Annotated in this window: 18 protein-coding genes and 1 pseudogene; 12 read left to right on the top strand and 7 right to left on the bottom strand. The window is 54.7% G+C overall.

The window, feature by feature from the left end; genetic code table 11:
• Nucleotides 1–33 precede the first annotated feature (33 nt).
• Complete coding sequence (locus tag BDK61_RS18240) at nt 34–1,179, top strand: ISH3 family transposase (protein ID WP_121302948.1); 1,146 nt, start codon at nt 34–36, stop codon at nt 1,177–1,179.
• Nucleotides 1,180–2,615: 1,436 nt separating this feature from the next.
• Here BDK61_RS18240 and BDK61_RS18220 read toward each other — a convergent pair.
• Nucleotides 2,616–3,494 carry a hypothetical protein gene (locus BDK61_RS18220; RefSeq protein ID WP_121304045.1) on the bottom strand — a complete coding sequence of 293 codons (879 nt, stop codon included), beginning with the start codon at nt 3,492–3,494 and terminating at the stop codon, nt 2,616–2,618.
• A 584-nt stretch (nt 3,495–4,078) separates the two neighbouring features.
• Here BDK61_RS18220 and BDK61_RS18215 point away from each other — a divergent pair.
• Together BDK61_RS18215 and BDK61_RS18210 are read left to right on the top strand one after the other, a co-directional pair.
• Nucleotides 4,079–4,273, top strand: coding sequence for a hypothetical protein (locus tag BDK61_RS18215; protein WP_244209883.1), 195 nt, complete (start codon nt 4,079–4,081; stop codon nt 4,271–4,273).
• A gap of 208 nt (nt 4,274–4,481) precedes the next feature.
• Complete coding sequence (locus BDK61_RS18210) at nt 4,482–5,246, top strand: hypothetical protein (protein ID WP_121304043.1); 765 nt, start codon at nt 4,482–4,484, stop codon at nt 5,244–5,246.
• A 20-nt stretch (nt 5,247–5,266) separates the two neighbouring features.
• On the opposite strand, the gene BDK61_RS18205 is transcribed toward BDK61_RS18210, so the two are convergent.
• The 4 genes from BDK61_RS18205 to BDK61_RS18190 all read right to left on the bottom strand — a co-directional run bounded on the left by BDK61_RS18205 (nt 5,267) and on the right by BDK61_RS18190 (nt 7,268).
• Nucleotides 5,267–6,040, bottom strand: coding sequence for a CPBP family intramembrane glutamic endopeptidase (locus BDK61_RS18205; RefSeq protein ID WP_121304042.1), 774 nt, complete (start codon nt 6,038–6,040; stop codon nt 5,267–5,269).
• A gap of 321 nt (nt 6,041–6,361) precedes the next feature.
• Nucleotides 6,362–6,592 (bottom strand): hypothetical protein, encoded by a 231-nt coding sequence (locus BDK61_RS18200; RefSeq protein ID WP_121304041.1) that lies wholly within the window; start codon nt 6,590–6,592, stop codon nt 6,362–6,364.
• A gap of 47 nt (nt 6,593–6,639) precedes the next feature.
• Nucleotides 6,640–7,047: a type II toxin-antitoxin system VapC family toxin gene (locus tag BDK61_RS18195; RefSeq protein WP_121304040.1), complete on the bottom strand. Its 408-nt coding sequence runs from the start codon at nt 7,045–7,047 to the stop codon at nt 6,640–6,642.
• A complete protein-coding gene (locus BDK61_RS18190) occupies nt 7,044–7,268 on the bottom strand; it encodes a DUF7557 family protein (protein WP_004966782.1) in 225 nt (74 codons plus the stop codon). The genes BDK61_RS18195 and BDK61_RS18190 overlap by 4 nt, the downstream gene beginning before the upstream one ends.
• Before the next feature lie 482 nt (nt 7,269–7,750).
• Between BDK61_RS18190 and BDK61_RS18180 the strand changes: the two genes are divergently transcribed.
• The 3 genes from BDK61_RS18180 (at nt 7,751) to BDK61_RS18170 (ending at nt 11,129) form a co-directional block, all read left to right on the top strand.
• Nucleotides 7,751–9,697, top strand: coding sequence for a hybrid sensor histidine kinase/response regulator (locus BDK61_RS18180; RefSeq protein ID WP_121304410.1), 1,947 nt, complete (start codon nt 7,751–7,753; stop codon nt 9,695–9,697).
• Between the two features lie 638 nt (nt 9,698–10,335).
• Nucleotides 10,336–10,737, top strand: coding sequence for a DUF5684 domain-containing protein (locus BDK61_RS18175; protein WP_121304039.1), 402 nt, complete (start codon nt 10,336–10,338; stop codon nt 10,735–10,737).
• Nucleotides 10,737–11,129, top strand: coding sequence for a hypothetical protein (locus BDK61_RS18170; RefSeq protein WP_121304038.1), 393 nt, complete (start codon nt 10,737–10,739; stop codon nt 11,127–11,129). Before BDK61_RS18175 ends, BDK61_RS18170 begins: the two co-directional genes overlap by 1 nt.
• Here the strand turns inward: BDK61_RS18170 and BDK61_RS18165 are convergent.
• The gene (locus BDK61_RS18165; RefSeq protein ID WP_121304037.1) at nt 11,122–11,757 is read right to left on the bottom strand and encodes an IS6-like element ISH14 family transposase; all 636 of its coding nucleotides are present in this window, start codon (nt 11,755–11,757) and stop codon (nt 11,122–11,124) included. The two genes, BDK61_RS18170 and BDK61_RS18165, sit on opposite strands and share 8 nt — an antisense overlap.
• Before the next feature lie 115 nt (nt 11,758–11,872).
• Here BDK61_RS18165 and BDK61_RS18160 point away from each other — a divergent pair, with 115 nt between their 5' ends.
• From BDK61_RS18160 to BDK61_RS18135, 5 genes and pseudogenes are all read left to right on the top strand, one after another.
• On the top strand, nt 11,873–12,229 hold the full coding sequence (locus tag BDK61_RS18160) for a nuclear transport factor 2 family protein (protein ID WP_049939215.1): 357 nt from the start codon (nt 11,873–11,875) through the stop codon (nt 12,227–12,229).
• A 446-nt stretch (nt 12,230–12,675) separates the two neighbouring features.
• A pseudogene (locus tag BDK61_RS18150) lies at nt 12,676–13,302 on the top strand (transcription initiation factor IIB); the annotation flags it as partial.
• Nucleotides 13,303–13,377: 75 nt separating this feature from the next.
• On the top strand, nt 13,378–13,764 hold the full coding sequence (locus tag BDK61_RS18145) for a hypothetical protein (RefSeq protein ID WP_049939216.1): 387 nt from the start codon (nt 13,378–13,380) through the stop codon (nt 13,762–13,764).
• A gap of 85 nt (nt 13,765–13,849) precedes the next feature.
• Entirely contained in the window at nt 13,850–14,146 is a 297-nt protein-coding gene (locus BDK61_RS18140) for a ribbon-helix-helix domain-containing protein (protein WP_011224988.1), read from the top strand.
• Nucleotides 14,136–14,423 carry a type II toxin-antitoxin system RelE family toxin gene (locus tag BDK61_RS18135; RefSeq protein ID WP_011224987.1) on the top strand — a complete coding sequence of 96 codons (288 nt, stop codon included), beginning with the start codon at nt 14,136–14,138 and terminating at the stop codon, nt 14,421–14,423. The genes BDK61_RS18140 and BDK61_RS18135 overlap by 11 nt, the downstream gene beginning before the upstream one ends.
• On the opposite strand, the gene BDK61_RS18130 is transcribed toward BDK61_RS18135, so the two are convergent.
• Nucleotides 14,402–14,791, bottom strand: coding sequence for a hypothetical protein (locus BDK61_RS18130; RefSeq protein ID WP_121304036.1), 390 nt, complete (start codon nt 14,789–14,791; stop codon nt 14,402–14,404). The genes BDK61_RS18135 and BDK61_RS18130 overlap by 22 nt on opposite strands.
• 106 nt (nt 14,792–14,897) lie before the next feature.
• Here BDK61_RS18130 and BDK61_RS24380 point away from each other — a divergent pair, with 106 nt between their 5' ends.
• Entirely contained in the window at nt 14,898–15,338 is a 441-nt protein-coding gene (locus BDK61_RS24380; RefSeq protein WP_121304035.1) for a hypothetical protein, read from the top strand.
• Nucleotides 15,339–15,373: the final 35 nt, after the last annotated feature.

The raw sequence follows: 15,373 nt of genomic DNA, 5'->3' as shown, positions 1-15,373 counted from the left end.
TCGGGTTAGAGGAAGCGTCTACTTGGGAAGAGTGTGGAAGCCACCCAAGCAGACAGCGAGATAGAAGAAGAGCACCTGCTTAATTTTGTCGTCAATAGTCTTGACGAGGAACTTTCATTAGATCTCGGCGAGAATGTCAAGGTCACGGCAGAGACGCTCTATGAGGTCCTCGCCGGCGCCAGCGCCGGCGGGACCTCGATCAATCACGTCTGCGAAACGACTGACGACTCACCACACGCTAATACCGTCCGTGGACATCTCAGCGATCAGTTTGAACTGGATTCGGTTGAATCGGTTGGAGACACGCTGCTTCAACGAGATACGCTTGAGACACTTCCAGATCGACCGGTGGAGGTCTGCGCAGACCTCCACCTCGATCCCTACTACGGTGATGAGGACGAAACCGAGGCTCTGTACTCCTCACAGGCCAAGCGTGGAACAACGACGTTTCACGCCTATGCAACGCTCTACGTGCGCGTACGCAACAAGCGATACACGCTGGCGGTTCGCCAGCTCGTTGCTGGCGAAACCACCAGCGATGTCCTCGGTGAGTTTCTTGAACTCCTTGACGGCCTTGACCTCGGCGTCAAGGCCGTCTACCTTGATCGAGGTTTCTACAACAGCACCTGTCTCAAGCTGCTGTACGCGCACAATTACGCCTATGTGATGCCGATCGTCAAGTGGGGTGAGACGATTCAAAACAAACTCAGCAAAGGCTGGAGCCGCGAGATCGAACACGATCTCGCTGGCGAGGTGGAGTTCCCTGTGTTCATCGACTGCGTGTACCAGCAGGGACGGTACGACGAACACGGGGTGGCGCGTCACGGCTACGCCGCTGACGCGCCCTTTATCGACACGCCACGAGATGCACGAGATCACTACAGCAAGCGCTTCGGCATCGAATCAAGCTACCGATTAGCCAAGCAGAGCCTCGCTTTCACTAGTTCTCAGGATGCTGGACTACGGTTGGTAATGTTTGTAGTGAGCCTACTGCTTCAGAACAGCTGGCGATATCTCCACTGGAGGTACGTGGCGGCGCCCCGCCGTGGGGGGCGCCGCCTCTTGCAGTGGTCGTTCACGGAGTTTTGCGAAATGACGCTTCGCGCAGCTTGGACAGCACTTGGTGTCCGCAGGTCTGTTCCAGCGAATCAACCACTTGACGGCCGGTTCTTCCGGTAGCTGTCCATCGGGCCGGACGGCGGTCGTCAGTGGTGACACTGTCGCGTCGGCGGCAGTCCGCCGCCGACAGCGACGGTCCATCCCGAAAATCATGCTCACCAGCGGTTCGAAGATGCTCCACAGCTAGTTCGGTTTAGTTCACCGTAATCAAACGGGGTTACGCGGCTGTCGATGTGATCGACTGAGATTTGGAATCTTGTATTCAGATTCCGTATCGTACTTGTTTCCGGTAGCTGTAATTTCATCCATGCGCCCTGCCCTCCGATACATCATCTCAGTAGGTGTTGGACTCGCAGTGACGGCGCTTGCAGTAGCATTCGCCACAGCGGACCACCTGATCATGCTTTCGCTTCTCCCACTCTATGGGGCGGTAACGTCAATGATGTTAGCACATAAGCAGCAGTGGCTGTCCCTTTCCCGTGGGAGTCCCACTCGGTCAACAAGGAAACGAGGAGCTATTATCGGTGGCCTTGGAGCATTCACTGGGTCACTACTTCTCCAAGCATCGATTCCTGCGGGGCTTGCTGGGTACGGATTAATGCTTCTCGGCATGGCTGGAGCGATTGCTGACTTGGACCAAGCCACCAGTACTGACCAGGCTACCACAAGCGATTGACTCAGGACTTGCTGTTTCTCAACGCCGCGCTTCGGGAGACCGACGGCGACTCACCTGAAGTCCTCCAGGAGCTGGCGCTGGCTGGGTTGACGCTCCAGCCGACGCCCGTCCAGAACGAGCACCAACACGCAGCGTGTTATAAAACTGTTCACAGCCGGCCAAGGGAATCATGTTTTGGTCACTGGTTGATACTAATTGGGTTCAATAGCTTATTCACCCTGAACTGTGCAATTTCCGTGCATGTCCTCCATTGCCAGCTTGATACGCAACTTGAGCAGAGATGAGATCGTGAGTATCACAATTATCGGCATAACTGTCGCGGTGTTTGCCTGGTATCGGACCAGCATGACTGGTATACAGCGGTTGAGCAACTCTATTATCGTTCTCCTCGTGAGTATTGGCTGTGCGACGGCTGTAACAGTAGTTCTGAAGGAATGGAATCCCACGTGGTATTCCTCATGATGATAGACGATGAGTGGCCCAATTGCGTGAGACCGACCTATGAAAATCCCGCACCGGCAAATCCAATTTCTTGAACAATTAGATTGAGCTGACACCGACCAACTGGTAATAGTGTTCAGTTCGTAGGCTCACTGAGCAGCCGGTTCACCGTCTCCGACACGAAAAAAGAAGCTGCCGTGCTGACTTGATCCTCTGTATCGGTCACGCTGGTACCGACAGACGGTGGGGAGTTCGAAACGACGCTGTTGCATAGAGGGCGCATATGCAGCAAAGCAGAATCCACAGGGAGAACGACTGGAGCCCTCCTACCATGTTTCATTCCTGGGTTACGCCGGGAAGGGAGAGTCCCCCGTCAGGATTACAAAAAGACGCCAACCGCGGCCAGCGAGGAAAGCGCCGTGACGAACACGGGGATGGCGTACAATTGTATCAGGTATGCGCGTCGGTGTTTTGCTTCCAAATCCGATGGCGAGGATTTGGTGATAATCGGGTCGACTGATCCGGAGCCCTGTAATCGCACACGCCCGTTCTGAATATCTACGACCCTACCGACCACGGTTACCGTATCTCCAGCACTCATCGTCGTTTCCTGAAACTGGGCCGTCCCTTCCGGCGTCCGGACAGCATTCAAGACCCAGCCGAAAACCCCCGGTGAATCGGCAGTCTCCGCTTCAAGTTCGATCCGACCACCGAGTTCATCGTATTTTTGTGGCCACCCCTCACTCGGGGTCCGTCTGTCTTCAAATTCGGGGGGATCAAGCTCCGTAGCAATCGAATTAAGAATCGATTCCTCGCCAGATCCAAGCAAGTGTTTGAGTTCGTCTGTAGCACTCAGATTCTTTTCCCTGCTAACGTTGCTGATTCTGACATTCTTGGTCTCTCCCGCGATTACGAGTGTTTCAGCATCGATTCCAATACCTGCAACAGACCAGTAGGACATATGGTTGAAAATGTCGTATCGTCGGAGGGTCGCAACCTTCCAAAACGCCAACTCACACTCTGTGGACTGAACAGGCGAGGTGATTTTTTGATCCGTGTCTTTTATTTGACCGGATAGTTTCGCCAGTTCGCCATCACTGACCGTGGCTGAAGACAATGAAGGAAGTCTGATTATCTCTTGGTACTCCTTTCGGGTTTGCCATCCTCGGTACACCAGTGGCGACGCGAGTGCCATGAGTACCATGAATAACAGGAGACCGCTACCGATTGCCTCGCCAAGCCTAGCGGCCTCAGTCATCGCGAAAACACTCGAAAAGACAGAACGAGGATTCATATGCTAATTTTACAATAGACGGCATACGTTCCAGACCCTACCGAGGCTGTCAATATGAGAAACGGTGCATAAGTTACTTATAACGTACGAAAGCGAGCTCAGATACTTGGAGACAGTATGCTGACGTCACGCTAGATATGAGCATGACAATGGATAAAATGTAGAATATGTAGCGCTCACTTGTTATATTAGAGAATTATTATAGAATGAAAAATACAATATATCCTGCAACAACTGCGACAGCGGTCCAGAGAACGTACTTTTTTGCTAGTTGTTTCGGCTGAGCACTGGATTCGTCTCTCGACATATTTTCGTATCGTTCGTAGACGAGTTTGAATTTTCTCACTACTGCGTGCTCTGAGACAGAACAGTCGAAGCTAAAGACAGGTTCCTATTTTTGATGATTGTAACGAAATTGAGCATGTCACGGAATCGTTCGCAGTTGCTCAGTAGACGGTTATGCTTCCTGCTCCGGGCTCGGTCAGCGGTAGTTGCTGGCTCTGAAATTGTAGAAAGAGTATATGTGCGATGCAGCTGAACGATTGAACGTGTCAGAACAGCCCTCCACAAATTCGAAGAGCTTGGTCAGCACAGAAACCAAGATTACAGCAGTCTTCGTCATACTCGGCCTCGTATCGGTGTACGGCACAACAGCTGTAACTGATAAGCAATGGGTTCACTTCGCCGTGCTCATCGGCGTTGGCGTCATCGCCCCAACATTCATTAACGAATGGCGTGACTAATCGGATTGCGAATCCGACACACACTATTCATCAGAAGATGGCGTGTCCGGAGCGACCCGCAGTCGTTTTTGCCTGTCGAGACGACACAAATCAACGATGCTAGTCGTGTCTACCCCACCGACAGCCCCACCGGCCGAACGACTGGTCACACCCGTGACGGCATACCAGTCCAACAGTGACACAGCTATGTGGCGTCCCCAATCCACCCGTGAGCGATGACGATAGCGCCGTCGCCAAACCCGCCTCGCTCCTGACGAAGACACAGCGGTCCCGGATCTGTGCGGCGTTTGCCGAGCAGGACGAACACCAGCGTCGGCGAGACCAACAGCAGATCCGCGAACGAATACGGGCCGGTGTGACAGATTTTGACCTTCTCGCTGACTACCCCGACCAGCAGTTCGACCTCGCTTTCGATGATCTTGACGACGAGGAGATAATAGCCACGCTTGCAGACGTTTGGCTCGTTACTGAGCGGCTACGAGCACTCCGCGGTATCGAACGCAAAGCAGTCATCCAGTGTGCGAGCGAGCGTGCGAGCGCGTTGTCGTCAGAGTTAGAGGGAGAGAGTATCGACAATGTGGAGCTCGTCTCGGCGGCAACATACCGTCAGCAGGGTCGTGCGGCCGCCGAAGCTGAACAGAGGAATCGCTGGGGCGAGCGCGTCGACAGCTTGTTGAAGACCGCTGCAGTCGCTGCGCTTCCATTACTGGTGGGCTGGTTTGCTGACACAGTGACCGAACAGAATCTGCTAGCGACTCGGGCGGAAGTCGGCATTGCGATGGCCCTCTCCGCGCTGGTCGTCATCATAGTGGCCGCGAGCGTCTTCCTGATCAAGGGCGCACAAGCGCTGAAACACGATATCATTCCAGCCACTAGGCGGTTCCGTCAGGATCCGACCGCTATCGTCAGAAACATCGCAACGGCGCTCCGGCGGCCCGGCGCGAAACTTAGGGCAATCTGGGACGAGCTCTGAGCCTGCCGCAGCGTCTATGATTAGATTGGGACCAGATTGAGGACTAACTCATGGACAGTGACCGTCCATGTCATCGCGTGAGTAATCGCTGTCACGGTCAGATTTTCGGTCCGTTCGTAGGCATAGCCCCACACCATCCCGGGGAGTGCGGTGGTCATTCCCCAGCGTAGCGCCCCGAGCGTACCCACATTCGGCGTGACTAGGCCAACTAAGACGTGCATGAGTCCAAACAGGAGTCCACCGATAACCACAGTTCCAGCCAAATCGAAGCCTTTGCGGAGCGTTCCTTGGATGATGCCTCGGTAAACGAGTTCCTCTGCCGGAGCGGCAAAGACGAACATTCCGACGAATGCGGCTGGCCAGAGCAGCGGCTCGGCCGCAAGGTCGAGATGTCCAGTTCCGGCCACTGGGTCAGGGTGTGGCAACCCGAGAGCCGCCAGCACTGGGGAGAGGACGACTCCCTGTGCGGCGAACACAAGTGGGATGAAGATGATCCAGGCGGCGTCTTCCAGCGTGGGAAGACGAAGCTTGCAGTAGTGGTCAATATCACTACGCCAGGCGAGAAACGCAGCAGCGAAGACTGCGAAGCCGACCTGGATAGAGCGAAGTCGGAGGGCCGAAACGGCAGGGACCGTCAGGACGCCAGCAAGGCGGAGCACGGTACCGGCGACCACGATGCTAACAACACCAGTCACCCACGCAGTGACAGCAATTCCGAGGGCTGCCACGCCGGCACGGAGCCGTGTGGAGATCGGCGGGCTCCGATCAGCGCCCCAGTCGGTCAAGACGTTCATGAGTCACCTCTGTGCGTCAACCGGTTGCAACAGTGATCGGAGACAGTGCTGCGTACCCTGGACTGGGAGCGGAGTCGTGATGGGGTCGTCGACATCGCAGGTCAATCCGATGAGTAGAGGATGTATAATGCCAGTCGGCCGTTTACAGGCATTATACGGCCATACACCCGATTCTATCCGTTTATGTTGACGGCGGTGTACGGGCGTACACCCGGGGGGATCCATTTTTTCAGGTCGACTTCACGAATAGTGTGCAGCAGCTTTTCGCTGCTCAATCTCTGAGCGAAATCAATACGCTCGTTTTCAATCACCCCGCCGAAATCACTGACTGAGCTTCTCTACCCCACGCCGCCGCTCGTCCTTGTCACGCTCCAGTGCCCACTCGTACGCACTTCCGAGTGTCGGCCACCCACGCCACATCAGAACCCGCTCGGTCCCTACGACGGGTGCCGCCAGCTGCCGATCCCGAACCGTGACCGCGTAGCCTCGCTCGACGAATACCTGCTCGCACGTCGTCGGTGATCGCCCAGGTGGCACACCCGCCTCAGTCACAGCCTATCATACCGTCCAGTGAATCGGATACATGCAGCCCGGCACACTCACGCGGTATGTACAATATCTACGTCAGCAAGCTCCAGAAGAGGCTCCGTGTCGAAATCATTCTTGTTGTGGGTGATGAAAGTACCACCCTCGGTGTGTGCAGTTGCGAGGTTCAAGAGGTCGACAGGGTCAAGAGAGACATCTTGCGACTGTAGACGTTCTTCGAGAGAGGCGGCTTCAAGCGCGGTGTTCCCGGTGAAGTCGATGATGCGGTCCAACGTCGATATGAGGCGCGTTCGTGCGCGTTCCATCTCCGACCGACTGCTACAGGAGCGGTAGAACTCGAAGGCGACAAGCGACGGGATTGTCCACTCCTCACTACGATACTGTTGTAGGTGGCTGACAACCTCGGGGTCAGGGTTCGCACCGCCGAGCTTCACCAATATGTCGTTGTCCAAGACGATCATTCGTCACTGCGACGGTCCAACGATTCGTTCAGTTCCTCGTGGGTCTCACGCATATCGTCTGCAAGACTCCCATCATCGAACTCACTGAGGAACCCTGCCATCTCCTCTACGTCTTTCTCGCTTCGGCTAAGGCGGTCCAACAGGTCGTTGAAGCTTTCGTCGTCCCGCTTCAGGTCACGCAGTCGCTCTTTCACTTCATCGGTGACTCTGATAGTACTCATGTGTATACGTTGTGTACAAGCTGTTAGTATCTCTTTCGGTGACTGAGAGAAGTAGTCCGCTGTGTGGTGAGATGCCGGCGGCATCGTACCCAGATGTACCACCTCCGCGCTCTCGTCACCGCCTTCGAGGAAGTCGACCAACCACACCACGCCAGAACCCGTTCGGTCGCTGCGACCGGTGCTGCCAGCTGCCGATCCCGAACCGTGGCTATGTAGCCTTGCTCGACGACTGCCTGCTCGCACGTTGTCGGCGAGCGTTCAGGCCGCCTGTCGCTGATCTTCTTTGCCACCCTTACGCACTGATTAGCTAGTAGCACGCTGTCAAATAATCAAATGGCCACAGCAAGGACTGTACGTATTCCAGTAGCAGGGTGTTTGAGTCATCGGTAACAGGAGATTTCATGAACCAAGAGTATCTCGTCTGATACTTGGGTCAGCAACTTTATGAAGCGAAATTAAGTAGATTCGATATTGTGTCCGAGATGTCGCGTATTACGGTCCTCCACGTTGATGATGAACCGGATTTCTTGGATGTAGCAGCCGAACTTCTTGAGCAGCAGTCTAGCGATTTCAATGTTATTACCGAGACAAGTGGTACTGAAGCGTTAGAACGACTCGCAGCAAGCGATGTTGATTGCATCGTCAGCGATTACAGGATGCCCGAACAGGACGGTATTGAACTGCTTGAAGCCGTCCGAGAAACGTATCCTGACGTACCATTTATTTTGTTTACTGGACAGGGGAGCGAAACAGTCGCAAGTGATGCCATTGCTGCAGGCGCAACCGATTACCTTCGAAAAGGCCACGGCACAGAGCGATACGAATTACTGGCAAATCGTATCGAAAATGCCGTTGACCAGTATCGTACTAGCCAGCGGGCTGCCGAACTTGAGCGGGTTCGTGCCCTCGCAAGTAGTGTCGACCAGGCACTCATCCGAGCGGACTCGATTGCAGAAATTAAAACCCGCGTCTGTGAAATCATTAGCGAGTCCGACCCCTACCTTTTTGCGTGGATTGGCGAGCGTGATCCCGACACAGATCGGATCGAGCCCTGCGCCTCTGCTGGCGTTGAAGAGTCGTACTTAGAGAACATTACTGTCACTGCTGACGATTCACCTACTGGACAGGGGCCTGCAGGTACGGCTATCCGGAAGCGACGCATCGCTGCCTCACAGAACATTCAAAACGACCCGGAATTCGAGACTTGGCGGGAGGAGGCACTTGAGCGGGGGTACAAAAGTTGTGCCGCGGTTCCACTAGAATACGACGGCACGTTGTACGGTCTTCTGGGTGTGTACTCGTCTCGCTCGTTTGCCTTTTGTGAGAGCGAGCAGGCGCTGCTCAGTGAACTTGGGGACAACATCTCCCATGCCGTGCATTCGCTGAAGATTCGTGATGAGCTGCGTGCAGAGCGGACCTTCATCGACCAAGCACTTGACTCGCTTGCAGACATCTTCTATGTTCTCGATCCTGAGGGCCATATTCAGCGCTGTAACGAACAGTTCGCAACGGTGACTGGACGTAGCGAAGCACAGCTCTCGAACCGTGATGTGATCAACCTCTTTCCAGACGACGAGCATGACACAATCTCTGAAGCAATCGAGGAGACGCTCACTACGGGGCAAACAGCCATTGAGGCCGATTTACTTGCTGAGGACGGCAAGCGGATTCCGTATGAATTCACCGGGAACCGCCTGACAGATCAAAATGGTAATCTGAGAGGACTTGTCGGTACTGGCCGCGATGTCTCCGAACGGAACAGGCGTGAACGAGAGCTTGAGGATCAAAAAGAACAGCTAGAGCAATTTGCAGCCACTGTTAGCCATGATCTACGGAACCCGCTAAACGTAATTACTGGCCGTCTAGACCTCGTTCAACAGGAGTGCTCAAGCGAACACCTCGATGTGATCGAAACAGCGACCGACAGAATGGAGCGTATTATCGAGGACCTGCTGTGGCTGACTCGTGAGCAACGGGAGATTGGGTCACAGGAACCAGTTGCGATTGAAACCGCTGCTGAGGCCGCGTGGAATATTGCGGCTGACCCTGCCGATGACGCCGAGGTGTATTGCGATTGTGGAGGTGCTACTCAGACGCTGATCAGAGCAGACGTGGATCAATTCCAGCACCTCTTGGAAAACCTGTTCAGGAACGCAATTGACCATGCTGGCGTGGATGTCACCGTCGTTGTTGGTATGATTTCTAGCGACGATGTTGGGTTCTATATTGAGGATGATGGGCCGGGAATCCCCGCTGAAGAACGCGAAAAGGTGTTTAATCTTGGATATTCGACCTCTGAAGCGGGTACTGGGATTGGCCTCAACATCACCAAGCGAGTCGTCGACGCTCACGGATGGGATATTCGTGTGACTGAAAGCTCGATCGGCGGAACACGATTTGAGATTACTGGCTTGGAGATAATCGAGTGACGACCAATCTTCTCTGCGCATAACACACACGCTGCGAGAGTCTCATTCCAGCAGTGGTTCCGGATTTCGGGGTAGTTTGTTGCACACCGATCACACCCGGTACCCGGTGCGATGAGGGGGGTGCGAGAGCTGCGTGAAAACTAGGCGTCAGGCCCTTCTGATATTGGTCCCCCCTGCGTCTGCTTCGGGGTCGTATACACCGCCCAATTGGGCACCGTTCCGGGTTGAGTTCATGAATCGCGTGGAGCAACTCCTCGCTGGCTTACCCACGAGCACGATACGCTCGGTTTCGGTTATCTGCTTGCAATTACCACATGGACTTCACCCCATTTGATGACCCGTCGGCGACGATCGCCACAACAGCTGTCCGCTAGAACCGGTCCATCCCGAAATGACAACTGCGCTTGCTCGAGCGAACGGAACGCACCGAATGCAAAACCGAGCGATATGCGAGTACAGCGATTCTGCTGCTGATTCTCTCAACCAAAAGAGAAGATATCTGAACCAGTGTAGCTCCCGTATCAGTATAGACTGCCACTAGATGTGAAACCAAGACATCCATTCCACACCCACAAAACACGATTGCGCTATGAGGCAGATTGATTAATTTTTTAACCATTCAGCAGCGTGACGCCAATATGGTCCCGCTTGAATTGCAAGCTCCCCTCCAAAGTAGTGACATCCTCGGTGGTGCCGCAGCCACTGTAATACTCCTATTCCAGTTAGCCCTTGTTGGAGTCCAAGTCGCTGGTATGTGGACGGTATTCAGTAAAGCCGGCCACGCAGGTTGGAAGGCAATTATCCCGATATATAATCTGTACGTGATGCTCCAGATCGGTGAGAACAGATGGTGGTGGCTGCTACTGCTTGTCGTTCCGGTTGTGAACCTCTACGCAGTGTATAAGATTCATGCTGGCGTAGCTCGGGCGTTCGGAAGAGGCATCGGGTTCGGACTTGGACTCCCATTCCTTGGCATCCTCTTCTTCCCGCTGATGGGCTTTGGCGACTACCAGTATCGCAACTCTAGCCAGTTAGCATAATGAACGTGCAAGCACGGCTGATTCTGGTCACAGCTGCAACGCTTTGTCTCCTCGCACTCGCTGGCTGCGGGCAGCCCGCCGGTTCGCTCTCTATGGAGCCAGTGGATGACGAAGAGCTAGCTAACAACGCCAGCACACAACTCTCTGAAGAAGAGTTGGGAGATCTAGAAGAACGCGACCGCGGTATGCGAGTTCTCCGTCAGGCCGCGAAGAACGACTCAGTGACGGTCGCCGCAACGGAGCCGCCGCATAGTGCTAACGAGACGGTGTATCGGACCGGTAACCGATTCTATACGCTCTCGTACGCTGCGGTCAACACGACGACTGGCCGACAAGTGACGTATCGACTCGACAAGAATGTAACCACAAACGAGACGGTAGTGTTTAGTTAGTAGCATTGTGCCAGCGAGCGAAACTCAGCAACCAATTTTCGGCTGTTTCCGGTTCGACATGGCTAAAGCAATTCGAAAACGACGAGGTTCGTCGCTTTAGTTCTCGAAAAATCCGTTCGACAGCGTTCCGATTTCCGTGGCGAGACATCTGAAATCGGAGTCCAGCTCGTTGCAGTGCAGTTTGAAGATGTTGAGCGCCATCGACGAGAAAGACGGCAGTTTCGACGTCGTGTTTTTGCCGAAGTTCGCGCAAGAAAATTTCTGTGAGAGTGGTCGTAGTCGTCGCAAATAGCCGGATGTGAAGCAGTTCGTTCGACTGCGGATCGGCCGCGGCGTACAGCCAGAACTGCTGATCGTTGATCCAAATCACTGTTTCGTCAATCGCAATCTGATTCGGAGATTTTCCAGAGTCGGGCTGTAGATCGGCTTTCTGCACCCAATCGTGGACGGCTTTGCGACTGCGTTGGACACCCAGATCTTCGAGTAATTCAACGGTATTCGATAGCGAGAGGCCCGCAACGTGCGATTGAATACCCAACGCCATCGCTGGCTCGGGTGTCCGCTCGCGCTCCACAAAACCCAAATCAATCCAGTCTCTACATCCGCTGAGGCGCGTGATTTCTGCCATGGACAGCTGAAATCACTCTCGCCTCACTTTTCACGCTTAACTAAACACGACCACTAAACAGTACCGAGTTTAGAAAAATGATGAACTACTTTTATTCTGCGGAATATGAACCACTGTGTCACAGACGAACGAAGATGCTGTTCGAGCGTACTACACGGCGGTCGATGCTGAAGAGTATGATACAGTGTTTGCTCTCTTTGATGAGAGTATAGTGTATGAACGCCCTGGGCAGGACAACATTCGTAACAGAGACGCTCTCAAGGACTTTTATCTCAACCAACGGCCGCTGTCTGCTGGGTCCCATGAAATCCACTCGCTCACCAGCGAAGACGAGACTGTTGCGGTGAGAGGGACATTTAGCGGCGTGCAAGCTGATACCGCTGTCTCATTTGGATTTGCCGACTTCTTCGTATTCAACGAGGCTGGTCTGATTAAGCGTCGCTACACCTACACGGACCGAGATACGGTTTGATTGGTCGCGACGCTGAAGCTCAACGTGGCGACTGAGGGCCGTGTTCCCGCGTGCGTCGAGACAGGATAGGAACCCCAGCAAGGGGTTGTACTTGTACTGTGATGTGTGTTGGAACCAGCGCCGGAGGATACCAGCAAACCACACCCGAGCTCAAAGACGAGCATCTCAGCGGTATCTCGTTCAACGACACCACCCACCTCATGCCATGTGCAATATATACGGTCCCACCAGGAACGGCCATCGACGGAAAGGCGAGCGGGGAACTCACGGAAGGTGGACGGAGACTGCTGAAAAAGTCGCTCATTTCTCTCATTCCGTAACTGGGCGACAATAGAAGCAGGTATTCGTTTCGACAAAACGGCCAAGAATCAGCACGGTCGGTAATTCCTCTGTACTGCCTGTCCCGTACACGAGCCACTCACGCAGGGCCGTCCGCCCTTCCCTGGCGTCGACGGCTTGCTCGCCAGCGACAACTCCATGGCCGGTCGAAGTTCACCAGCAAGCGCGACCGGAATCTCGCTCACGGGCTTGGCGAAATCCGACGCATTGCGAGTGCGCTGTCTGAGAGTAAGGCGGTGAAAGAGCAGGCAGCCACGTTCTTCAGGGAAGCCCAAGACAAGGACCTCCTAATCGGACGGTCGATTGAAGACGGTGCAGCGGCCGCTGTGTACGCTGCCTGCCGGTGCAATGGCCTCGTGACGATGGAGACGGTAGCCGACGTTGCCCGGTGTTCAGACTCCCATATATGGAACTGCTACCGGACGTTCTTGGTGGAACTTGACCTTCCGATCCCAGTATCGCTCCCGGTGGACTGGGTGGCGCGGATTTGTTCGGACCTTCCATTCGACGTTGCCCCGGAGATTCGCCAGCGGGCACTCGAACTTGCAGAGCAGGCAACTGAGTCAACAGCGGTCAACGGGCGACCAGACGGTGTCGCAGCCGGCGCTCTGTACCTCGCCGGGAAAGAATCAGATATCCGGCTCACACAAGCGACGATCTGCGAGCCACTGGATGTGCATATTACGACGGCCCGCCAGTGGTTCCAAGAAATCGAGGAGCATATCGTTGCGTGACCGCTCGCGACCGTTGTTTTGCGTGCCCCGGCGAAGGTGCAGGGCGAGCCAGCAAGCACGTCCTGAGAAGGACACATGTCAGTTACTGATACTTCAGAATCGGCGGCACAGCACGACTCTTCGAGTGTTTTTGCGTCGGTCCCAGCGCCACGGTCGCCAACGAAAGTCGCATCGTTTGTCGAACGAGTCCTTGTCGAACTTCGCCACGAAGCGGTGGCTGCTCGGTACGTGACTGATCTAGACCAAGCCGGAGCGAAGACGATCTGGTGTCGAGTTGAGCACACGCCGTTGGACATCGACGCAGAGTACGTCCAGATTCGAGACGACCCCCGGCTAGGGGTTGACGTCGAGCCGTGTTCGCAGGCGACGGTTCGAGAACGACTGTGCCAGTGTCTTGACCACGATCGGACTGGGCGCGTCGACGTTCGGCCGCTGGCTGATGTCTCGATGTGCGACGGCTGATGAGACGATACCACTACTCGACAGAGCAGCCGTAGGTCTCAGAATAGGTGAAGAATTATACTACACGAACGTATAGCATTTGTATATGTCTGATGCAGACAGCGATACTGGAAACGGTGGTCCAGAGATGGTACAGATAAACCTCCGATTGAGCAAATCGTTTCTCGAAGACATCGATGCAACGTGGCAGGAGGAGGGATTCAATTCGCGGAGTGAGTTCCTTCGCCATGTCGCTCGGGATGCAGTGAAGCACCCCGCATTTAGTCGGAGTGGGTGGAAACAGATTGCCGCGAGCGAGCACGATCTTCGGGCGGGTAATGCTGAACTGGTTTCGCGTGAAGAAGTCCGTGCGATGATGGACCAAGACAGTAATGACGAGTGACGCTGAGTGGACGTGGAAGTTCACTGAGCGTGCGACTGAGCAGTTTGGTGATCTCGATACGCACGTTCAGGATCGAGTCGTTTCGAAACTAGACGAGGTTGTCGACTCAACATGGCACGAGCCCAAGGACTTCCTAGAACCACTGACTGGCGGGCCGTTCTGGAAACTCCGAGTTGGAACGTACCGCCTTGCATGTGTGCTTGCACATGATGCCTCAGTGCTTGAAATCCACAGAATCGAACACCGGAGCGGTGCTTACACGGCTGACGACGACTGACTGTCGCTTGTTCGTTCTGGCAGGTCGAGATCACCGAAGGCAGTGTGCTGGCGGAGTACACAGAGATGTGGGCAGACGGTCGTCGCCTGGAAGACTTCGCAGCTGCACCAGCCGGTGTGGGTCCCGTTTGGATGCTCGGCCAGCGAGCAATTAACGGGACAGTCGTCGTCGACGGAGACGAGGAACAGGTCCGGACGGCCACCCTTCGTTACGTCGACACTGGCATCGAGGGCGGCGTTCCACGTTGCTGACCGACGCTGTCGAACCTCCTTGAAATCAAGTTCGCGGGTGCCGCTGGGCTGGCGGGATATCCACTGGTCTGGGGGCGAACACTCGCTAGCCGGGGTAGGGGACTCGGCTGTTTTCATGATGAGTCCTCGTACTAATACATATATTCCCAAACAGGAAAAAAATTGCTATAGAGGCGATAAAGAGCGGATTTTGTGTTTCTCTAGTGGCTGAGAGAATCCAACAATGAGTAGTAAATACCAACGTGGGAATACGGGTCCGAAAAAGTTGAAGTGGCGATGGAAAGATGAGACTGAGAATCGGTCGTTGCCCCAATCGTGGGCCGACAACGGGCGCACAGAATCTCCCGAGGAGAACGAAGTGCAACTGTACGCAATCCAGTGCCGGGCTGGGCTCTTACTTGAGTGGCTGGTGAATACACGAACAGGAAAGCTACTCAGAGGGCCACTGAGTGAGAAGCCGGGGATTCGTGTTCTGTACGTTACTGCTGACGGTGAGCATGCGGTCATGAGGCAGTTGGAGGCCCGCGAAATTGATGACAGTTGGAAGCCGCCCAAGCAGTTCGCCAGCATCATCGCGAAGCACCCGGAGGAAGCTGATCCAGTTCCAGACTCCAGTCAGGACTACTATCGACGGGGGGTTGAGGACCTGTACGACTCGTCGTAGCTGTTGTGAATACGGGCTCTTCATCCGTGAAAGCA

Source organism: Haloarcula quadrata (assembly GCF_003634715.1).
Lineage (GTDB): Archaea > Halobacteriota > Halobacteria > Halobacteriales > Haloarculaceae > Haloarcula > Haloarcula marismortui.
This window is presented reverse-complemented; position numbering and strand designations above follow the sequence as displayed.